Origin of the sequence: Streptomyces fuscichromogenes (assembly GCF_014645815.1) — a bacterium.
In the GTDB taxonomy this organism is placed as follows: Bacteria; Actinomycetota; Actinomycetes; order Streptomycetales; family Streptomycetaceae; genus Streptomyces; species Streptomyces fuscichromogenes.
Genome location: NZ_BMML01000005.1, coordinates 426,028 through 438,360 on the forward strand (window position 1 = coordinate 426,028; position 12,333 = coordinate 438,360).

General features: G+C 73.2%; 11 protein-coding genes. 8 read left to right on the plus strand and 3 right to left on the minus strand.

The annotated features are described in order from the left end of the window. The first annotated feature begins 31 nt into the window (after nt 1–31). The 6 genes from IEZ11_RS13750 to IEZ11_RS13775 are packed head-to-tail and all read left to right on the plus strand — an operon-like array spanning nt 32 to nt 7,128. Complete coding sequence (locus IEZ11_RS13750; protein WP_189262974.1) at nt 32–754, plus strand: CIS tube protein; 723 nt, start codon at nt 32–34, stop codon at nt 752–754. Further along, a complete protein-coding gene (locus tag IEZ11_RS13755; protein ID WP_189262975.1) occupies nt 754–2,661 on the plus strand; it encodes a VgrG-related protein in 1,908 nt (635 codons plus the stop codon). The genes IEZ11_RS13750 and IEZ11_RS13755 overlap by 1 nt, the downstream gene beginning before the upstream one ends. Before the next feature lie 40 nt (nt 2,662–2,701). Beyond that, nucleotides 2,702–3,145 carry a GPW/gp25 family protein gene (locus IEZ11_RS13760; RefSeq protein WP_181806072.1) on the plus strand — a complete coding sequence of 148 codons (444 nt, stop codon included), beginning with the start codon at nt 2,702–2,704 and terminating at the stop codon, nt 3,143–3,145. A gap of 5 nt (nt 3,146–3,150) precedes the next feature. Further along, nucleotides 3,151–5,112: a putative baseplate assembly protein gene (locus IEZ11_RS13765; RefSeq protein WP_189262976.1), complete on the plus strand. Its 1,962-nt coding sequence runs from the start codon at nt 3,151–3,153 to the stop codon at nt 5,110–5,112. Between the two features lie 31 nt (nt 5,113–5,143). Then, complete coding sequence (locus IEZ11_RS13770; protein ID WP_229712997.1) at nt 5,144–5,704, plus strand: phage tail protein; 561 nt, start codon at nt 5,144–5,146, stop codon at nt 5,702–5,704. Beyond that, the gene (locus IEZ11_RS13775) at nt 5,701–7,128 is read left to right on the plus strand and encodes a zinc ribbon domain-containing protein (RefSeq protein ID WP_189262977.1); all 1,428 of its coding nucleotides are present in this window, start codon (nt 5,701–5,703) and stop codon (nt 7,126–7,128) included. Before IEZ11_RS13770 ends, IEZ11_RS13775 begins: the two co-directional genes overlap by 4 nt. Here IEZ11_RS13775 and IEZ11_RS13780 read toward each other — a convergent pair. The 3 genes from IEZ11_RS13780 to IEZ11_RS13790 all read right to left on the minus strand — a co-directional run bounded on the left by IEZ11_RS13780 (nt 7,125) and on the right by IEZ11_RS13790 (nt 9,686). Next, nucleotides 7,125–8,072, minus strand: a complete 948-nt coding sequence (locus IEZ11_RS13780) for a glycoside hydrolase family 26 protein (RefSeq protein ID WP_189262978.1) — start codon at nt 8,070–8,072, stop codon at nt 7,125–7,127. The two genes, IEZ11_RS13775 and IEZ11_RS13780, sit on opposite strands and share 4 nt — an antisense overlap. A 173-nt stretch (nt 8,073–8,245) precedes the next feature. Next, on the minus strand, nt 8,246–9,112 hold the full coding sequence (locus IEZ11_RS52415; RefSeq protein ID WP_189262979.1) for a M23 family metallopeptidase: 867 nt from the start codon (nt 9,110–9,112) through the stop codon (nt 8,246–8,248). Nucleotides 9,113–9,221: 109 nt separating this feature from the next. Then, nucleotides 9,222–9,686 carry a MarR family winged helix-turn-helix transcriptional regulator gene (locus tag IEZ11_RS13790; protein ID WP_189262980.1) on the minus strand — a complete coding sequence of 155 codons (465 nt, stop codon included), beginning with the start codon at nt 9,684–9,686 and terminating at the stop codon, nt 9,222–9,224. A gap of 96 nt (nt 9,687–9,782) precedes the next feature. On the opposite strand from IEZ11_RS13790, the gene IEZ11_RS13795 reads away from it, so the two are divergent. Continuing rightward, on the plus strand, nt 9,783–10,745 hold the full coding sequence (locus tag IEZ11_RS13795; RefSeq protein ID WP_189262981.1) for a quinone oxidoreductase family protein: 963 nt from the start codon (nt 9,783–9,785) through the stop codon (nt 10,743–10,745). 94 nt (nt 10,746–10,839) lie between these two features. Next, nucleotides 10,840–12,279 carry an NADP-dependent phosphogluconate dehydrogenase gene (gene gnd, locus IEZ11_RS13800; protein ID WP_189262982.1) on the plus strand — a complete coding sequence of 480 codons (1,440 nt, stop codon included), beginning with the start codon at nt 10,840–10,842 and terminating at the stop codon, nt 12,277–12,279. Nucleotides 12,280–12,333: the final 54 nt, after the last annotated feature.

Genomic DNA, 12,333 nt, shown 5'->3' on the forward strand with positions numbered 1-12,333 from the left:
ACCGAGCGGACCGAGAGAGGCAGATCAGATCATGGCCAGGAGCAGCCGGGGCGCCGGCAAGAGCCTCGTGCGGGCCACCCTCGCGATTCACGAGCCGCCCGTGGGCACCAGCACCAGCCCGGGCGGCATCATCAAGACGTTCGGCTTCGAGTTCAACCCGGCGCAGCTGTCGATCGCCCGCCGGGCGGACTGGAAGTCGTCGGCGGCGCCGATCGAACGGGACGGCGCGCTGCCGGAGTTCCTCGGCACCCATCCGCGTGAGATGAGCGTGGAGATCTTCCTGGACCGGTCCGACGACCCGGACAGCAACGACGTGATGAAGAAGGTGGAGTCGCTGCTGGCCTGCTGCGAGGTCACCAGCAAGAGCATCGCGGCCAAGCAGCCGTCGCCGCCCTGGGTGGTCTTCCAGTGGGGCTCGTTCTCGACGGCCAACTTCACGGCGTACGTCGCCTCCGCCGATGTCTCCTACTCCCTCTTCGGGACCAGCGGGATGCCGATCCGGGCCAGCTGCCGGCTCCAGCTGCACGAGATCCCGAGCAAGACCGCGGGACAGAACCCGACGTCCGGCGCGCTCACCGCGCAGCGCGTGCACCGGGTCGTCGCCGGCGACTCGCTGCAGTCGCTGGCCTGGCGGGAGTACGGCAACGCGGCCGCCTGGCGGGCGATCGCGGACGCCAACGGGATCGACGACCCGGGGTGGCTGCCCACGGGGACGGAACTGGTGTTGCCGGCCGCCGAGGAGGTGCGGTCCTGATGGTGAAGCACGCTTTCTCGAACGTCATCAAGGTCGTCATCGGCGGCAAGGAGCTGACCGCGACCTCGGAGTACGGGCGCTATCTCGTCGACGCCCACGTGGACCAGGGCGTCGGGGTGCCCGCGGCCTTCCAGCTGACCTTCCGGGATCCGGACCGCAAGCTGCTGGGCAAGCTGGGCGTGCAGTTCGGCGTCCCGGTGGTGATCACGCCGGTCTCGGACGGCCAGGGCACCGGCGACCCGCTGCTCACCGGCGAGGTCACCGGGATGGAGGCCGAGTACGACGGCACCGGCAGCTACGCGGTGGTCCGGGGCTACGACTACGGCTTCCGGCTGATGCGGCAGCGCCGGGTGGTCGCCTACCGCAACCAGACCGCCTCCGACATCGCCCGCAAGCTGGCCGCGCAGGACGGGGTGCCGATCGGGCGGATCCAGGCCACGAAGACCGTCTACGAGTTCATCTCCCAGTCGAACGTCACCGACTGGGACTTCCTGGCCCGGCTCGCCGACGAGAACGAGATGGTCATGTCGGTGGACGCGGACGGCAAGTTCCAGTTCGTGAAGCAGAAGAGCGCCTCCGGGGCGCCCTCGCCGCAGACCGACGGCGACAAGAGCCCCTTCGTGCTGGAGGCCCGGCACGACATCCTGCGGCTGCGTACCGCGGTCACCGCCTCCGACCAGGTCAACAAGGTCGAGTCGCGGGGCTGGGACGTACGGACGAAGAAGACGCTCACGGCGACCGTGACCCCCGCCGACAACACCGGCTACAGCATCGGCACCACCCCGGCCGCGGCGGCCGGCGAGTTCAAGACCTCGAAGCTGGTCGAGACGCGTACCCCGTACGACAAGCAGTCCGAGGTGAAGTACGCGGCCGACGCCCTCTCCGACGACGTCACCTCGACCTTCGCCGAGGTGGAGGTGGTGGTGCGGGGCAACCCGAAGCTGCGGCCGGGAGTTCCGGTGGCGCTCGCGGACGTCGGGGACCCCTTCGAGGGGAAGTACACCGTCACCTCGGTACGGCACGTCTTCGGCGACGCCAAGCACTACGAGACCTGGGTGACGGTCAGCGGCCGGCAGTGGCGGTCGCTGTACGGCGTGGCCTCGGGCGGTGGTTCGGACGCCGGGGCCGACCGGCAGCCCAGCGTGGCGCAGGCGCTGGTCACCGACGTACAGGATCCGCTCCAGCAGGGGCGCGTGAAGATCAAGTTCCCGTGGCTGGACGACACCTACGTCAGCGACTGGACCCGGACCGTGCAGTGGGGCGGGGTGCGCGGCGGCGGGGTCTTCCCGATGGACGTCGGTGACGAGGTGCTCGTCGCCTTCGACCGGGGCGCCCTCGACCACGCGTACGTCATCGGCGGCCTCTACAACGGCAAGGACAAGCCGACCAGGGTCAAGGACGTGCCGCTGCACGACGGCATGCGCGGCCGGGCCACCCGGCACACCGTCTCCGACCGCGTCGGCAACCGTATGGACCTGCTCGACCAGCGGGGCCGCAAACAGGGCGTCCGGCTGGCCAGCGGCGACGACAAGCTGACCGTCTTCCTGGACCGGCAGCAGACCGAGATCACCGTGGACAGCAAGGGCAGCGTCTCCATCAAGGGCAGCAGGTCGGTGTCGGTCGAGGCCGGTGCCAACCTGTCACTGAAGGCGGGCGGCGCGCTCAGCATCAGGAGCGGGGGGCCGCTGTCCCTGCAGAGCGCGGAACTCGTCGACATCAAGGCCCCGGCGGGCGCGGTCTCCGTGAACGCCGCCGCCGTGAACGTGCTGGCGAACGCCGCCCTGTCGCTGCGCGGCAACGCCGCCGTCGCGATCAGCTCCCTGATCACCGTGGGGATCGAGGCCCCGCAGGTGCCGGTCCTGGGCATGATGACGATGGGCGGACTGAACGTGATGGTGATCCCGTGAGCGGGCGGCAGGCCTTCCCCGAGAGGCGGGTGCGGGGCTGATGGCAGAGCAGTTCGTCGGCTCCGGCTGGTCGTTCCCGTTGCGGATCGGGCCCACCGGAGGCATCGCCCTGGTCAGCGGCGAGAAGGAGGTGGAGGAGGCCATCCGGCTCATCCTCTCCACCGCCCCGGGCGAACGCCCGATGCGGCCGGAGTTCGGCTGCGCCATCCACGACCTGGTCTTCGCCCCCGTCAACGAGCAGACCGCCGGCCGTATCCAGCACGAGGTGCACGCCAGCCTCGACCGCTGGGAGCCGCGGATCGAGGTCGAGGACGTCGAGGTGACCACCGGGGCCGACCCGAGCGTGCTGATGATCGACGTCCGCTACTCGATCCGCGGCACCAACAACCCGCGCAGCCTGGTCTTCCCCTTCTACGTCATCCCCTCCCACGACGAGCCGGACCTGCCACCCGCCTCCCCGGACTCCTCCGAAAGCGACCGCTGATCCCGATGGCCCTGCCCTCCCCGAACCTCGACGACCGCCGCTTCCAGCAGTTCGTCGACGACGCCAAGCGTTACATCCAGCAGCGCGCCCCGGAGTGGACCGACCACAACGTCTCCGACCCCGGCATCACGCTGGTGGAGACGGTCGCGCACATGGCCGACCAGATCGTGTACCGCCTCAACCGGGTCCCGGAGAAGAACCACCTGGCCTTCCTGGACCTGGTCGGCATCACGCTGTTCCCGCCCTCCGCGGCCCGTACGGACGTGACGTTCTGGCTGTCGGCGGCCCAGGAGGAGCCGGTCCCGGTGCCGGTGGGCACCGAGGTGGCGACCCGCCGTACCGAGACGCAGGAGGCGGTGGTCTTCGCCACCGAACGCGAACTGACCATCGTCCCCAGCGAGTTGCGGCACCTGCTGCGGCAGCAGCACGGCGCGGCCGTCGTCGACCTCACCCATGAACTCGCCGAGGGCAAGGACCTGTTGTGCTTCACCGAGGCTCCGAACCCCGGTGACTGCATGCTGCTCGGCCTCTCCGCCGCCGTCCCGCACTGCGCGGTCGCCCTGGACCTGGACAGCCGGGTCGACGGTGTCGGCGTGGACCCGCGGCAGCCCCCGCTGGTGTGGGAGGCGTGGACGGAGGACGGCTGGCGGGAGTGCGAGGTCGACCGGGACGGCACGGGTGGCCTCAACCGCCCCGGCGAGGTCGTGCTGCACGTCCCCGGCGGTCACGTGCTGTCCCGCAACGGCGGCCTGGAGGCGAGCTGGCTGCGCTGCCGGGTCACCGAGCCGCACGCCGACCAGCCCTTCTACACCACCTCCCCGACGATCCGGTTCGTCGAGGCCTGCACGGTGGGCGGCACCACCGGCGCCGTGCACGCGGAGACCGTCGAGGACGAGGCGCTCGGCGAGTCGACGGGACTGCCCGGCCAGCGCCTCAGGCTCGCCCACGCCCCCGTCGTCGGCGACAGCCCGCCGCTCCTCCTGCAGACCGCCGAGCACGACGGCGAGGGCGGCTGGGCCGACTGGCAGGTCGTCCCGCACTTCGCGGCCTCCGGGCCGCACGACCGGCACATCACCCTGGACGCGACCACCGGTGACATCGCCTTCGGCCCCGCGGTCCGCGAACCGGACGGCTCGCTGCGCCAGTACGGCACGGTGGCCCCCAAGGGCGCGGTCGTCCGGGCCCGCCGCTACCGCACGGGCGGCGGCCGGGCCGGCAACGTGGCCCGGGGGGCCGTACAGATCCTGCGTTCCTCGATCCCGTACGTGGCGGAGGTCGTCAACCGGGAGGCCGCGCGGGGCGGGGTGGAGGGCGAGACGGTCGCCGAGGCGAAGGTCCGCGCGCCGATCACGCTGCGCGCCCAGGAGCGGGCGGTGACCCTGCGGGACTACGAGGAGCTGGCCCGCCGGGCCGCCCCGGAGACGGCCCGGATCACCTGCCTGGAGGGCGAGGAGGGCGAGCACGGCGCGTACGCGGTCCGGGTCCTGGTGGTGCCCCAGGCGGTCCCCGACCCGGGCGGCCGGCTCCGCTTCGAGCAACTCGTCCCCGGCGACGCCCTGCTCGACCGCATCACCCGCTACCTGGACGAACGCCGCCTGATCGGGACCCGGTTGGCGGTCGGGCCGCCCTTCTACCAGGGCATCACGGTCGTCGCCACCGTGCACGCCTTCCGTGGCGTGGACGTCGAACGGGTCCGCCACCAGGCCCACGACGCCCTCTACCGCCACCTGGACCCGCTGACCGGCGGCGCGGACGGCAAGGGCTGGCGGTTCGGGCGCCCGGTGCAGTCGGGCGAGGTCTTCGCGGTGCTGCAACGCGTCCCCGGCGTGGAACTGGTCGACGAGGTCGTCCTGCACCCCGCCGACCCGCTCACCGGCAAGCGCGGCGACCCGACCGACCGGATCGACCTGGACGCCCCGTCCCTGGTCTTCTCCTTCGACCACCGGGTCCGGGTGATCGGCGAATGACCACCGGCAACAGCTCTACCGGAGGCCCCCGTTGAGAGGTTCCATCGACGGCCTCGGCTCCTCCGTCCCCATCGCCGCGATGCTCCCGGCGGTCTTCGCCGACGACGACCTGGCGCTGCGCTTCGTGGCCGGCCTGGACGACGTGATCGCCCCGATCCCCAACGTCCTCGACTGCCTGCCCAGCTACTTCGACCCGGCCCTGGCCCCGCTGGACTTCGCGGAGTGGCTCGGCACCTGGGTCGGCGCGGAGACGGACGGCACCGAACCGGAACCCCTGCTGCGCGCGGCCGTGGCGGCAGCCGCCTACCTGCACCGCATCCGGGGCACCCGGCTCGGCCTGTCGGAGACGGTCCGCCTGGCCTTCGGCGTGACCCCGGAGATCACGGAGAGCGGCGGCGCCGACTGGAACGCCCGCCCGCTCGGCCCCTTCCCCGGCGCCCCCCGCCCCGGCCTGCACGTCCACCTCATGCTTCCCTCTCCCACCCCGGCCGACGAGGTCCGTCTGGAGCACCTCGTGGCCGCCGCCCGCCCCGCTCACATGCCCTACACGGTCCAGGTGACCGCGTCCGGCGAAAGGACCCCGCAGAGATGACGACCAACCGGAACTGCACGGAGTGCGGCACGGTCGCGGAACCGGGCCAGTCCTTCTGCGACGCGTGCGGCGCGGTCCTGAGCTGGACCGGCAACAGCGAGGAGCCCCGACCGCAGCCGGCGGCCAGCACCCCGCCCCCCGACTCCGGCACCGCCCCCGGATGGGACGCCTTCACCCGCAGAGACGGCGCCACCGGCCTCCCCCAACGCGACCCCCGCCCAACGACGACAGCCCCACAGGCAGCGGTGACGACAGCGCCCCTTCAGCCCCACGGCGACCTGCAAGGAACAGCGCCCACAGCGCCTCGTCAGCCCCACGGCGACCTGCGAGGAGCAGCGCCCACAGCGCCCCGTCAGGGGCGCGGGGAACTGCGCGACCAGCCCCCACTCACCGCCACGTCCCCCACAGCCGAAACCACCCCCATCCCCACCCCGCAACCCGCACCCGACCCCGAACCCGAACCGGAACCCACGTACGCGCCCACCCCCACGCCGCCCCCCACCCCCACCCCCACCCCCACCTCCGACCACGACCGGGCCCGCCTCCTCCTCATCCCCGTGAGCGACCCGGAACCGGCCGCCGCGCCCCCCTCCGTCGCCCCCGTCCTCCCCGGCCGCCCCACCCCCCAACGCCCCGCCTCGGTCCGCTCCCCCGGCGAGGACCTCGGCGCCCACGGCGGCACCCCCTGCCCCTGGTGCGCCACCCCCAACCGCCCCGACCGCCACTTCTGCACCCGCTGCGCCATGCCCATGGCCGGCCACCCCGGCACCGACGCCACGGCCCACCGCCCCTGGTGGCGCCGCCTCTTCGACTTCCGCAACAGAGAGACCCCGTGGGCCGGCGACCGCCCCCGCCTCCGCCGCACCTTCGACCGCGTCCTCACCTGGATCGTCGCCGCCCTCGTCCTCACCGGAGTCACCGTCCTGGCGGTCAACACGCCGAAGGCGATCAGCGCCACCCGCGACCACTTCGCCAAGCGCGCCCAGGTCGTGCCGGAGAGCTACCGCGCCTCCCGCTCGTACGCGGGCCACAAGCCGGACCTGCTCTTCGACAAGCTGAACAACACCTGGTGGGGCCCGGGGATCGTCGGCGGCGGCGAGGGCGAGTGGGTCGAGGCGCACTTCGACGAGCCGACCCGCCTGCTGAACGTCGTCGTCACGTCGGGCGAGTCGACCCACAACGACCAGTTGCGGAACTCGGCCCTGCCGCACCGGATGAAGGCGACCATCAAGACCGCCGACGGCAAGACCGAGACCCGCGAGGTGACCCTCGACCAGACGGCCGGCGGCCAGGTCCGCGACCTGCGGGCCGCGGACGTCGTCTCCGTCCGCTTCACGATCGAGTCGTCCTACCCGGCGCCGGGCCGCACCCAGGTGGCCATCGCCGAGATCGAGTTCTTCGGCCCGTCCAGCGCGAACTCCTAGCTCCTCATCAGGGACCGGTAGACGGCAGTGGACCTGGGGTTGCCCCGGCAGCCCCACACGCCGTGCGGGCAGTAGTCGGTGATCGTCTGGTACAGCGGCCGGTTCCTCGCGAACCAGTCCAGCATGCCGCGCAGATACGCCGGATCGTCCCCGTTCTCGTACAGCCCCCACTCGGGGTACGAGACCGGCTTGCCGTGGGCCCGGGCGAACTCGACCTGGGCCCGCAGCCCGTACTCCTCGGTGACCTGCTCGGCGAAGGGCATCCCGCGGGGGGCGTCGTACGCGTCCATTCCCAGCACGTCCACGTACCGGTCCCCCGGGTAGCACGCGGTCCAGGGGATGGCGTCCCGCCCCCGGTTGGGCGCGAAGTCGAACCGGAACCGGGCGCCCGGCACCGACCGCATGGCCGTCACGATCCGCCGCCAGTACGCCTGCCAGGCGACCGGGTCGGGTTCGCAGCGATGGGTGTACGTGACCCCGTTCATCTCCCAGCCGAGCACGACGACGGTGTCCGGCGCGCCGACCGCGACCAGCCGCCTGGCCAGCGCGCGGAAGTGGACGTCGTACGACCCCCGTGCCCCGATCCGGAGTCGGCGGCGCACCTCGGCGTCCGGGACGTGCGCCTCGGTGTGTTCCAGCATCGGTACGTTGAGGACGAGCAGCCGGTCGGGTTCGGCCCGCCGCCACCGGGCCCACAGCCGTACGAAGTCCGGGGCGCCCTCGATGTTCCGCCACACGTCACCGGGCAGGTAGGTGTGCCCGACCCGGGGTTCGTCGCGCAGCCAGCTGCCGAGCGCGGCCACCCGCCGTACCCCGTCCGCGCCGTACCCGACGTACGCCCCGAACGGTCCGGGCGCGGCGGGCCGCGGGGTCTCCGGCCGGGAGACCGGCAGCAGCAGGAGGGCGGCCAGCGCGGCGGCCCACAGGAACCTCAGACGTGCCATGGGAGGCAGTCTGGCCGCTGCGCGCACAGTGGCCACGCCATGTGGTCATACCGTGACCCTGTGCGCTGCCGTCGTGGTACCGGCCGGTCGGGGCCGGTCGGGGCCCGTCGGGTCCCGGGGGCCGCCGCGTGGGCCGGGTTCACCGGGTCGCCGGGTTCACCGGGTCATCGGGTTCACCGTGTCATCGGGTTCCACAGGGCCGTCGGATCCCAAGGTGCCGTCGGGAACCACGGTTTCGCCGGGGTCTGCCGGGGCGCCGGGTTCCCCGGTGTCCTCGCCGGTCGGCCGTGCCCGGCCGGCAGGTCCCTCGCAGGGGCGGCCGGCCTGCCGGGTGCGGGCGTCGGGTCCGCCGGTGCGGTGTCCGGGGTGCTCGGGGCCGGGTGCGGATGTTCCGGGGACGCCGTCTCGGGCACCTGCACGCCGTGCCGCCGCAGCCACGGCAGCGGCGGCACCGCGGAGCCCGGGTGCGGACCGGTGCGCACCTCGAAGTGGAGGTGGGGGCCGTCCGCGTTGCCGGTCGCGCCGGCGGCGCCGATCCGCTGGCCCGTCGAAACGCGCTGTCCGGCGCGGACGTTGATGACGGACAGGTGGGCGTACTGGGTGTAGTAGCCGTCGGGATGGCGTAACACGACCTGGTTGCCGAAGCCGTCGCCGCAGGACGCGGTCACGACCCGGCCGGCCCCGACGGCGTACACGGGCGTGCCGGCGTCGACGGCGAAGTCCTGGCCGGTGTGCCGGTGTTTCCAGTGGTGCCCCCTGGCGGCGTAGCCGGCGGAGAGCCGGTAGCGGACCGTGGGCGAGGTCCAGCGGGTGGCGCGGTCGGCGCGACCGGGGTGACCGGTGTGCCCGCCGCGGTCGGTGTGCCTGTCGCCGTCGCCGCGGCCGGCTTCTTCGCCGCGGTCGACGGGCGGTGGGGAGCTGGGCCGGCCGAAGGCGCAGTGCCCCGGGCGCTCGTCGGCCTTGGCGGGCGTGGTGAGGAACGCGCCGGTCAGCAGGAGCACCAGCGCGGCCGTGAAAAGTCGTAGATCATCCGTTCGCATCTTCGGATCCTCTGACGACCGGCTCGCCGGGCGGCGGCCCCACACGCCCCGGTGTCCCGACTTTCGCCTGTTCGGATGATCGGCGGCCGCGCCCCTCGGCGGGCCCGGCTCAGATCGTGGTGTGGTGGTTGACCAGCGCGCTCGCGAGCAGTGCGAGGTGGCCGCGCTGGGCCTCGGTGAGGTGTGCGGTGAGGTCCAGGATCCGCCGGGAGGCGAGCGCCTCGCACTGCCGGGCCAGCTGCTGCCCCGCCGGGGTGATCGACACCAGGAAGCTGCGCCGGTCGTGCGCTGCGGGGGTGCGGCGGACCAGGTCCCGGCGCTCGGCGCGGTCGACGAGGCCGGTCATGCTGGACTTGTCCAGGCCGAGGTGGTGGGCGAGTTCCTGCATGCCGGGCGTGCGGTCGCGCAGCACGCCGAGCAGCCGCAGCTGGACGACCGACAGCCCGTGCTCCGCCGCGACCTTCCCGAGCGCGCCCTGCACCAGGAACGAGAGCTGGGCGAGGCCGTCCACGAGTCCGAGGTCCTCGATGTCCTGGTCCGCGCCCGCCGGTTCGGCGGTTGGCTTGTTCTGCATGGTCCCCATCCTACGGTGTTAGTACGCGTCCCCAACTACTTGACTTGGTACGTGGCACCAACTAATTTAATTGGTGTCACGAACTAAGGAGTCGTCATGCATGCTGCCGTGGTCCGCTCGTTCGACCGTCCGCCGCGCTTCGAGGAGTTCGCCGTCCCCGTGCCGGGCGAGGGCAGGCTGCCGGTGGAGATGATCGCCGCCGGTCTGCACCCCCGGGTCCGCTCGGGTGCCGACGGCACCCACTACACCAGCGACGGCCGCCTCCCCCTGATCCCCGGCGTCGACGGGGTGGGCCGGCTGCCCGACGGACAGGTCGTGTACTTCGTGGCCGGTGACGGGGACCCCGGCACCATGGCCGAGCGGAGCGTCGTCGACCCGCGCCGGGCCGTCCCGCTGCCCGACGGCGCCGACCCGGTGACCATCGCCGCGGCGATGAACCCGGCCATGTCCTCCTGGGTGGCACTGCGCCGCCGGATCGCCTTCCGGCCCGGCCAGGGCGTCCTGGTCCTCGGCGCCACCGGCAACGCGGGCCGGATGGCCGTGCAGATCGCCCGGCACCTCGGCGCCGGCCGGGTGGTGGCCGCCGGCCGCGACCCCGAGCGCCTGGCACTGCTCGACGGCCTCGGCGCCACCGACGTGGTCTCCCTGGCCGGCGACCCGGACCAGGCCGACGCCCGGCTCGGCGAGGCCGCCGCGGACGTCGACGTCGTCCTCGACTACACCTGGGGCGGGCCCACCGAGCGCGCCCTCCCGGCCGTGCTGACCCGGCGCGCCGACCGCAGCGCCCCGCTGGACTGGATCGAGATCGGCTCCATGGCCGGCCGGGAGATCACCCTCCCCTCCGCCGTGCTGCGCGCGGCCGCCCTGCGGCTCATGGGCAGCGGACAGGGTTCGGTCACCGCCCGCGGCATCGTCGCCGAACTGCCCGGCCTGATGGCCGAACTGACCCGGGGCACCCTCACCGCCGACGCCCGGCCGGTGCCGCTCGCGGACGTCGAGGAGGCCTGGACCGCTCCCGTCGAGCCCGGCCGGCGCCTGGTGCTCACCGTCTCCGCCTGATCGAACGCCGTTTCGCCTGCCCGGAGCTGAACGCCCGGCCGCCGCCGGCCCGTACCTCCCGGTACCGCACGCGTCCGCAGAACGGAGTCCCCCCGTGAACGCATCCGCAGCCATCGGCGTGACCGGCCTGGGAGTGATGGGCCGCAACCTGGCCCGGAACTTCGCCCGGCACGGCTACCCGGTCGCCGTCCACAACCGCACCCCCGCACGCACCCGCGCGCTGATCGAGGAGTACGGCAGCGAGGGCGACCTCGTCGGCGCCGAGACCGCCGCCGCGTTCGTCGCCGCCCTGGAACGCCCCCGCCGCATCATGATCATGGTGCAGGCGGGCGCCGCCACCGACGCCGTCATCGACGAGTTCGTGCCGCTCCTCGAACCCGGTGACATCGTCATCGACGGCGGCAACGCCCACTTCGCCGACACCCGCCGCCGCGAGGCCGCGCTGCGCGCGAAGGGCCTGCACTTCGTGGGTGTGGGCGTCTCGGGCGGCGAGGAGGGCGCGCTCCACGGGCCGTCCATCATGCCGGGCGGCTCCGCCGAGTCGTACGCCGTGCTCGGGCCGATGTTCGAGGACATCAGCGCCAAGGTGGGCGGTGAGCCCTGCGCCACGCACGTCGGCGCGGACGGCGCCGGGCACTTCGTGAAGATGGTCCACAACGGCATCGAGTACGCCGACATGCAGCTCATCGCCGAGGCCTACGACCTGCTGCGCCAGGTCGGCGGCTACGCCCCGGCCGAGATCGCCGACATCTTCCGCGAGTGGAACACCGGCCGCCTCGGCTCCTACCTCATCGAGATCACCGCCGACGTCCTCGCCCACGTCGACGCCGCCACCGGCGCCCCCTTCGTCGACGTCGTCGCCGACGCGGCCGGGCAGAAGGGCACCGGGCGCTGGACCGTACAGACCGCGCTGGACCTGGCCTCCCCGGTCACCGCGATCGCCCAGGCGACGTTCGCCCGCGCCGCCTCCGGCCGCCGCGAACTGCGCGCCGCGTACGCCGGTCTGCCGGGCGGCACGACCCCGCCGCTCAGCGCCACCGAGGCCGACCGCTTCGCCTCCCGCGTCGAACACGCCCTGTACGCCTCGAAGGTCATCGCCTACGACCAGGGCTGGACGATGATCCAGGACGCGGCCGCCGAGTACGGCTGGAAGATCGACCTCGGCGCGGTGGCCCGGATCTGGCGGGGCGGCTGCATCATCCGCGCGTCCTTCCTGGACCGGATCCGCGCGGCGTACCGGGCCGACCCGGACCTCGTCAGCCTGCTGGCCGAGAAGGAGTTCGCGAGGGAGATCGCCGACGCGCAGGTGCCGTGGCGGGAGACGGTGGCGTCGGCGGCCCGCCGGGGCATCCCGGTCCCGGCCTTCTCCGCGGCCCTGTCCCACTACGACACCCTTCGCGCCGACCGGCTCCCGGCGGCCCTCCTCCAGGGCCAGCGCGACTACTTCGGCGCCCACACCTACGGCCGTACGGACCGGGAGGGCGCCTTCCACACCCACTGGTCGACCGAGGGCCGCCCGGAAACCCAGAGCTGAACAACGCGCCCCGTCAGGGGCGCGGGGAACTGCGCGACAAGCCACGACGGCGCC

What these genes read in the sequence shown, in the direction of transcription:
- IEZ11_RS13750 (WP_189262974.1), top strand. Translation starts at nt 32, where the DNA reads ATGGCCAGGAGCAGCCGGGGCGCCGGCAAGAGCCTCGTGCGGGCCACC.
- IEZ11_RS13755 (WP_189262975.1), top strand. Translation starts at nt 754, where the DNA reads ATGGTGAAGCACGCTTTCTCGAACGTCATCAAGGTCGTCATCGGCGGC.
- IEZ11_RS13760 (WP_181806072.1), top strand. Translation starts at nt 2,702, where the DNA reads ATGGCAGAGCAGTTCGTCGGCTCCGGCTGGTCGTTCCCGTTGCGGATC.
- IEZ11_RS13765 (WP_189262976.1), top strand. Translation starts at nt 3,151, where the DNA reads ATGGCCCTGCCCTCCCCGAACCTCGACGACCGCCGCTTCCAGCAGTTC.
- IEZ11_RS13775 (WP_189262977.1), top strand. Translation starts at nt 5,701, where the DNA reads ATGACGACCAACCGGAACTGCACGGAGTGCGGCACGGTCGCGGAACCG.
- IEZ11_RS13780 (WP_189262978.1), bottom strand. Translation starts at nt 8,072, where the DNA reads ATGGCACGTCTGAGGTTCCTGTGGGCCGCCGCGCTGGCCGCCCTCCTG.
- IEZ11_RS52415 (WP_189262979.1), bottom strand. Translation starts at nt 9,112, where the DNA reads ATGCGAACGGATGATCTACGACTTTTCACGGCCGCGCTGGTGCTCCTG.
- IEZ11_RS13790 (WP_189262980.1), bottom strand. Translation starts at nt 9,686, where the DNA reads ATGCAGAACAAGCCAACCGCCGAACCGGCGGGCGCGGACCAGGACATC.
- IEZ11_RS13795 (WP_189262981.1), top strand. Translation starts at nt 9,783, where the DNA reads ATGCATGCTGCCGTGGTCCGCTCGTTCGACCGTCCGCCGCGCTTCGAG.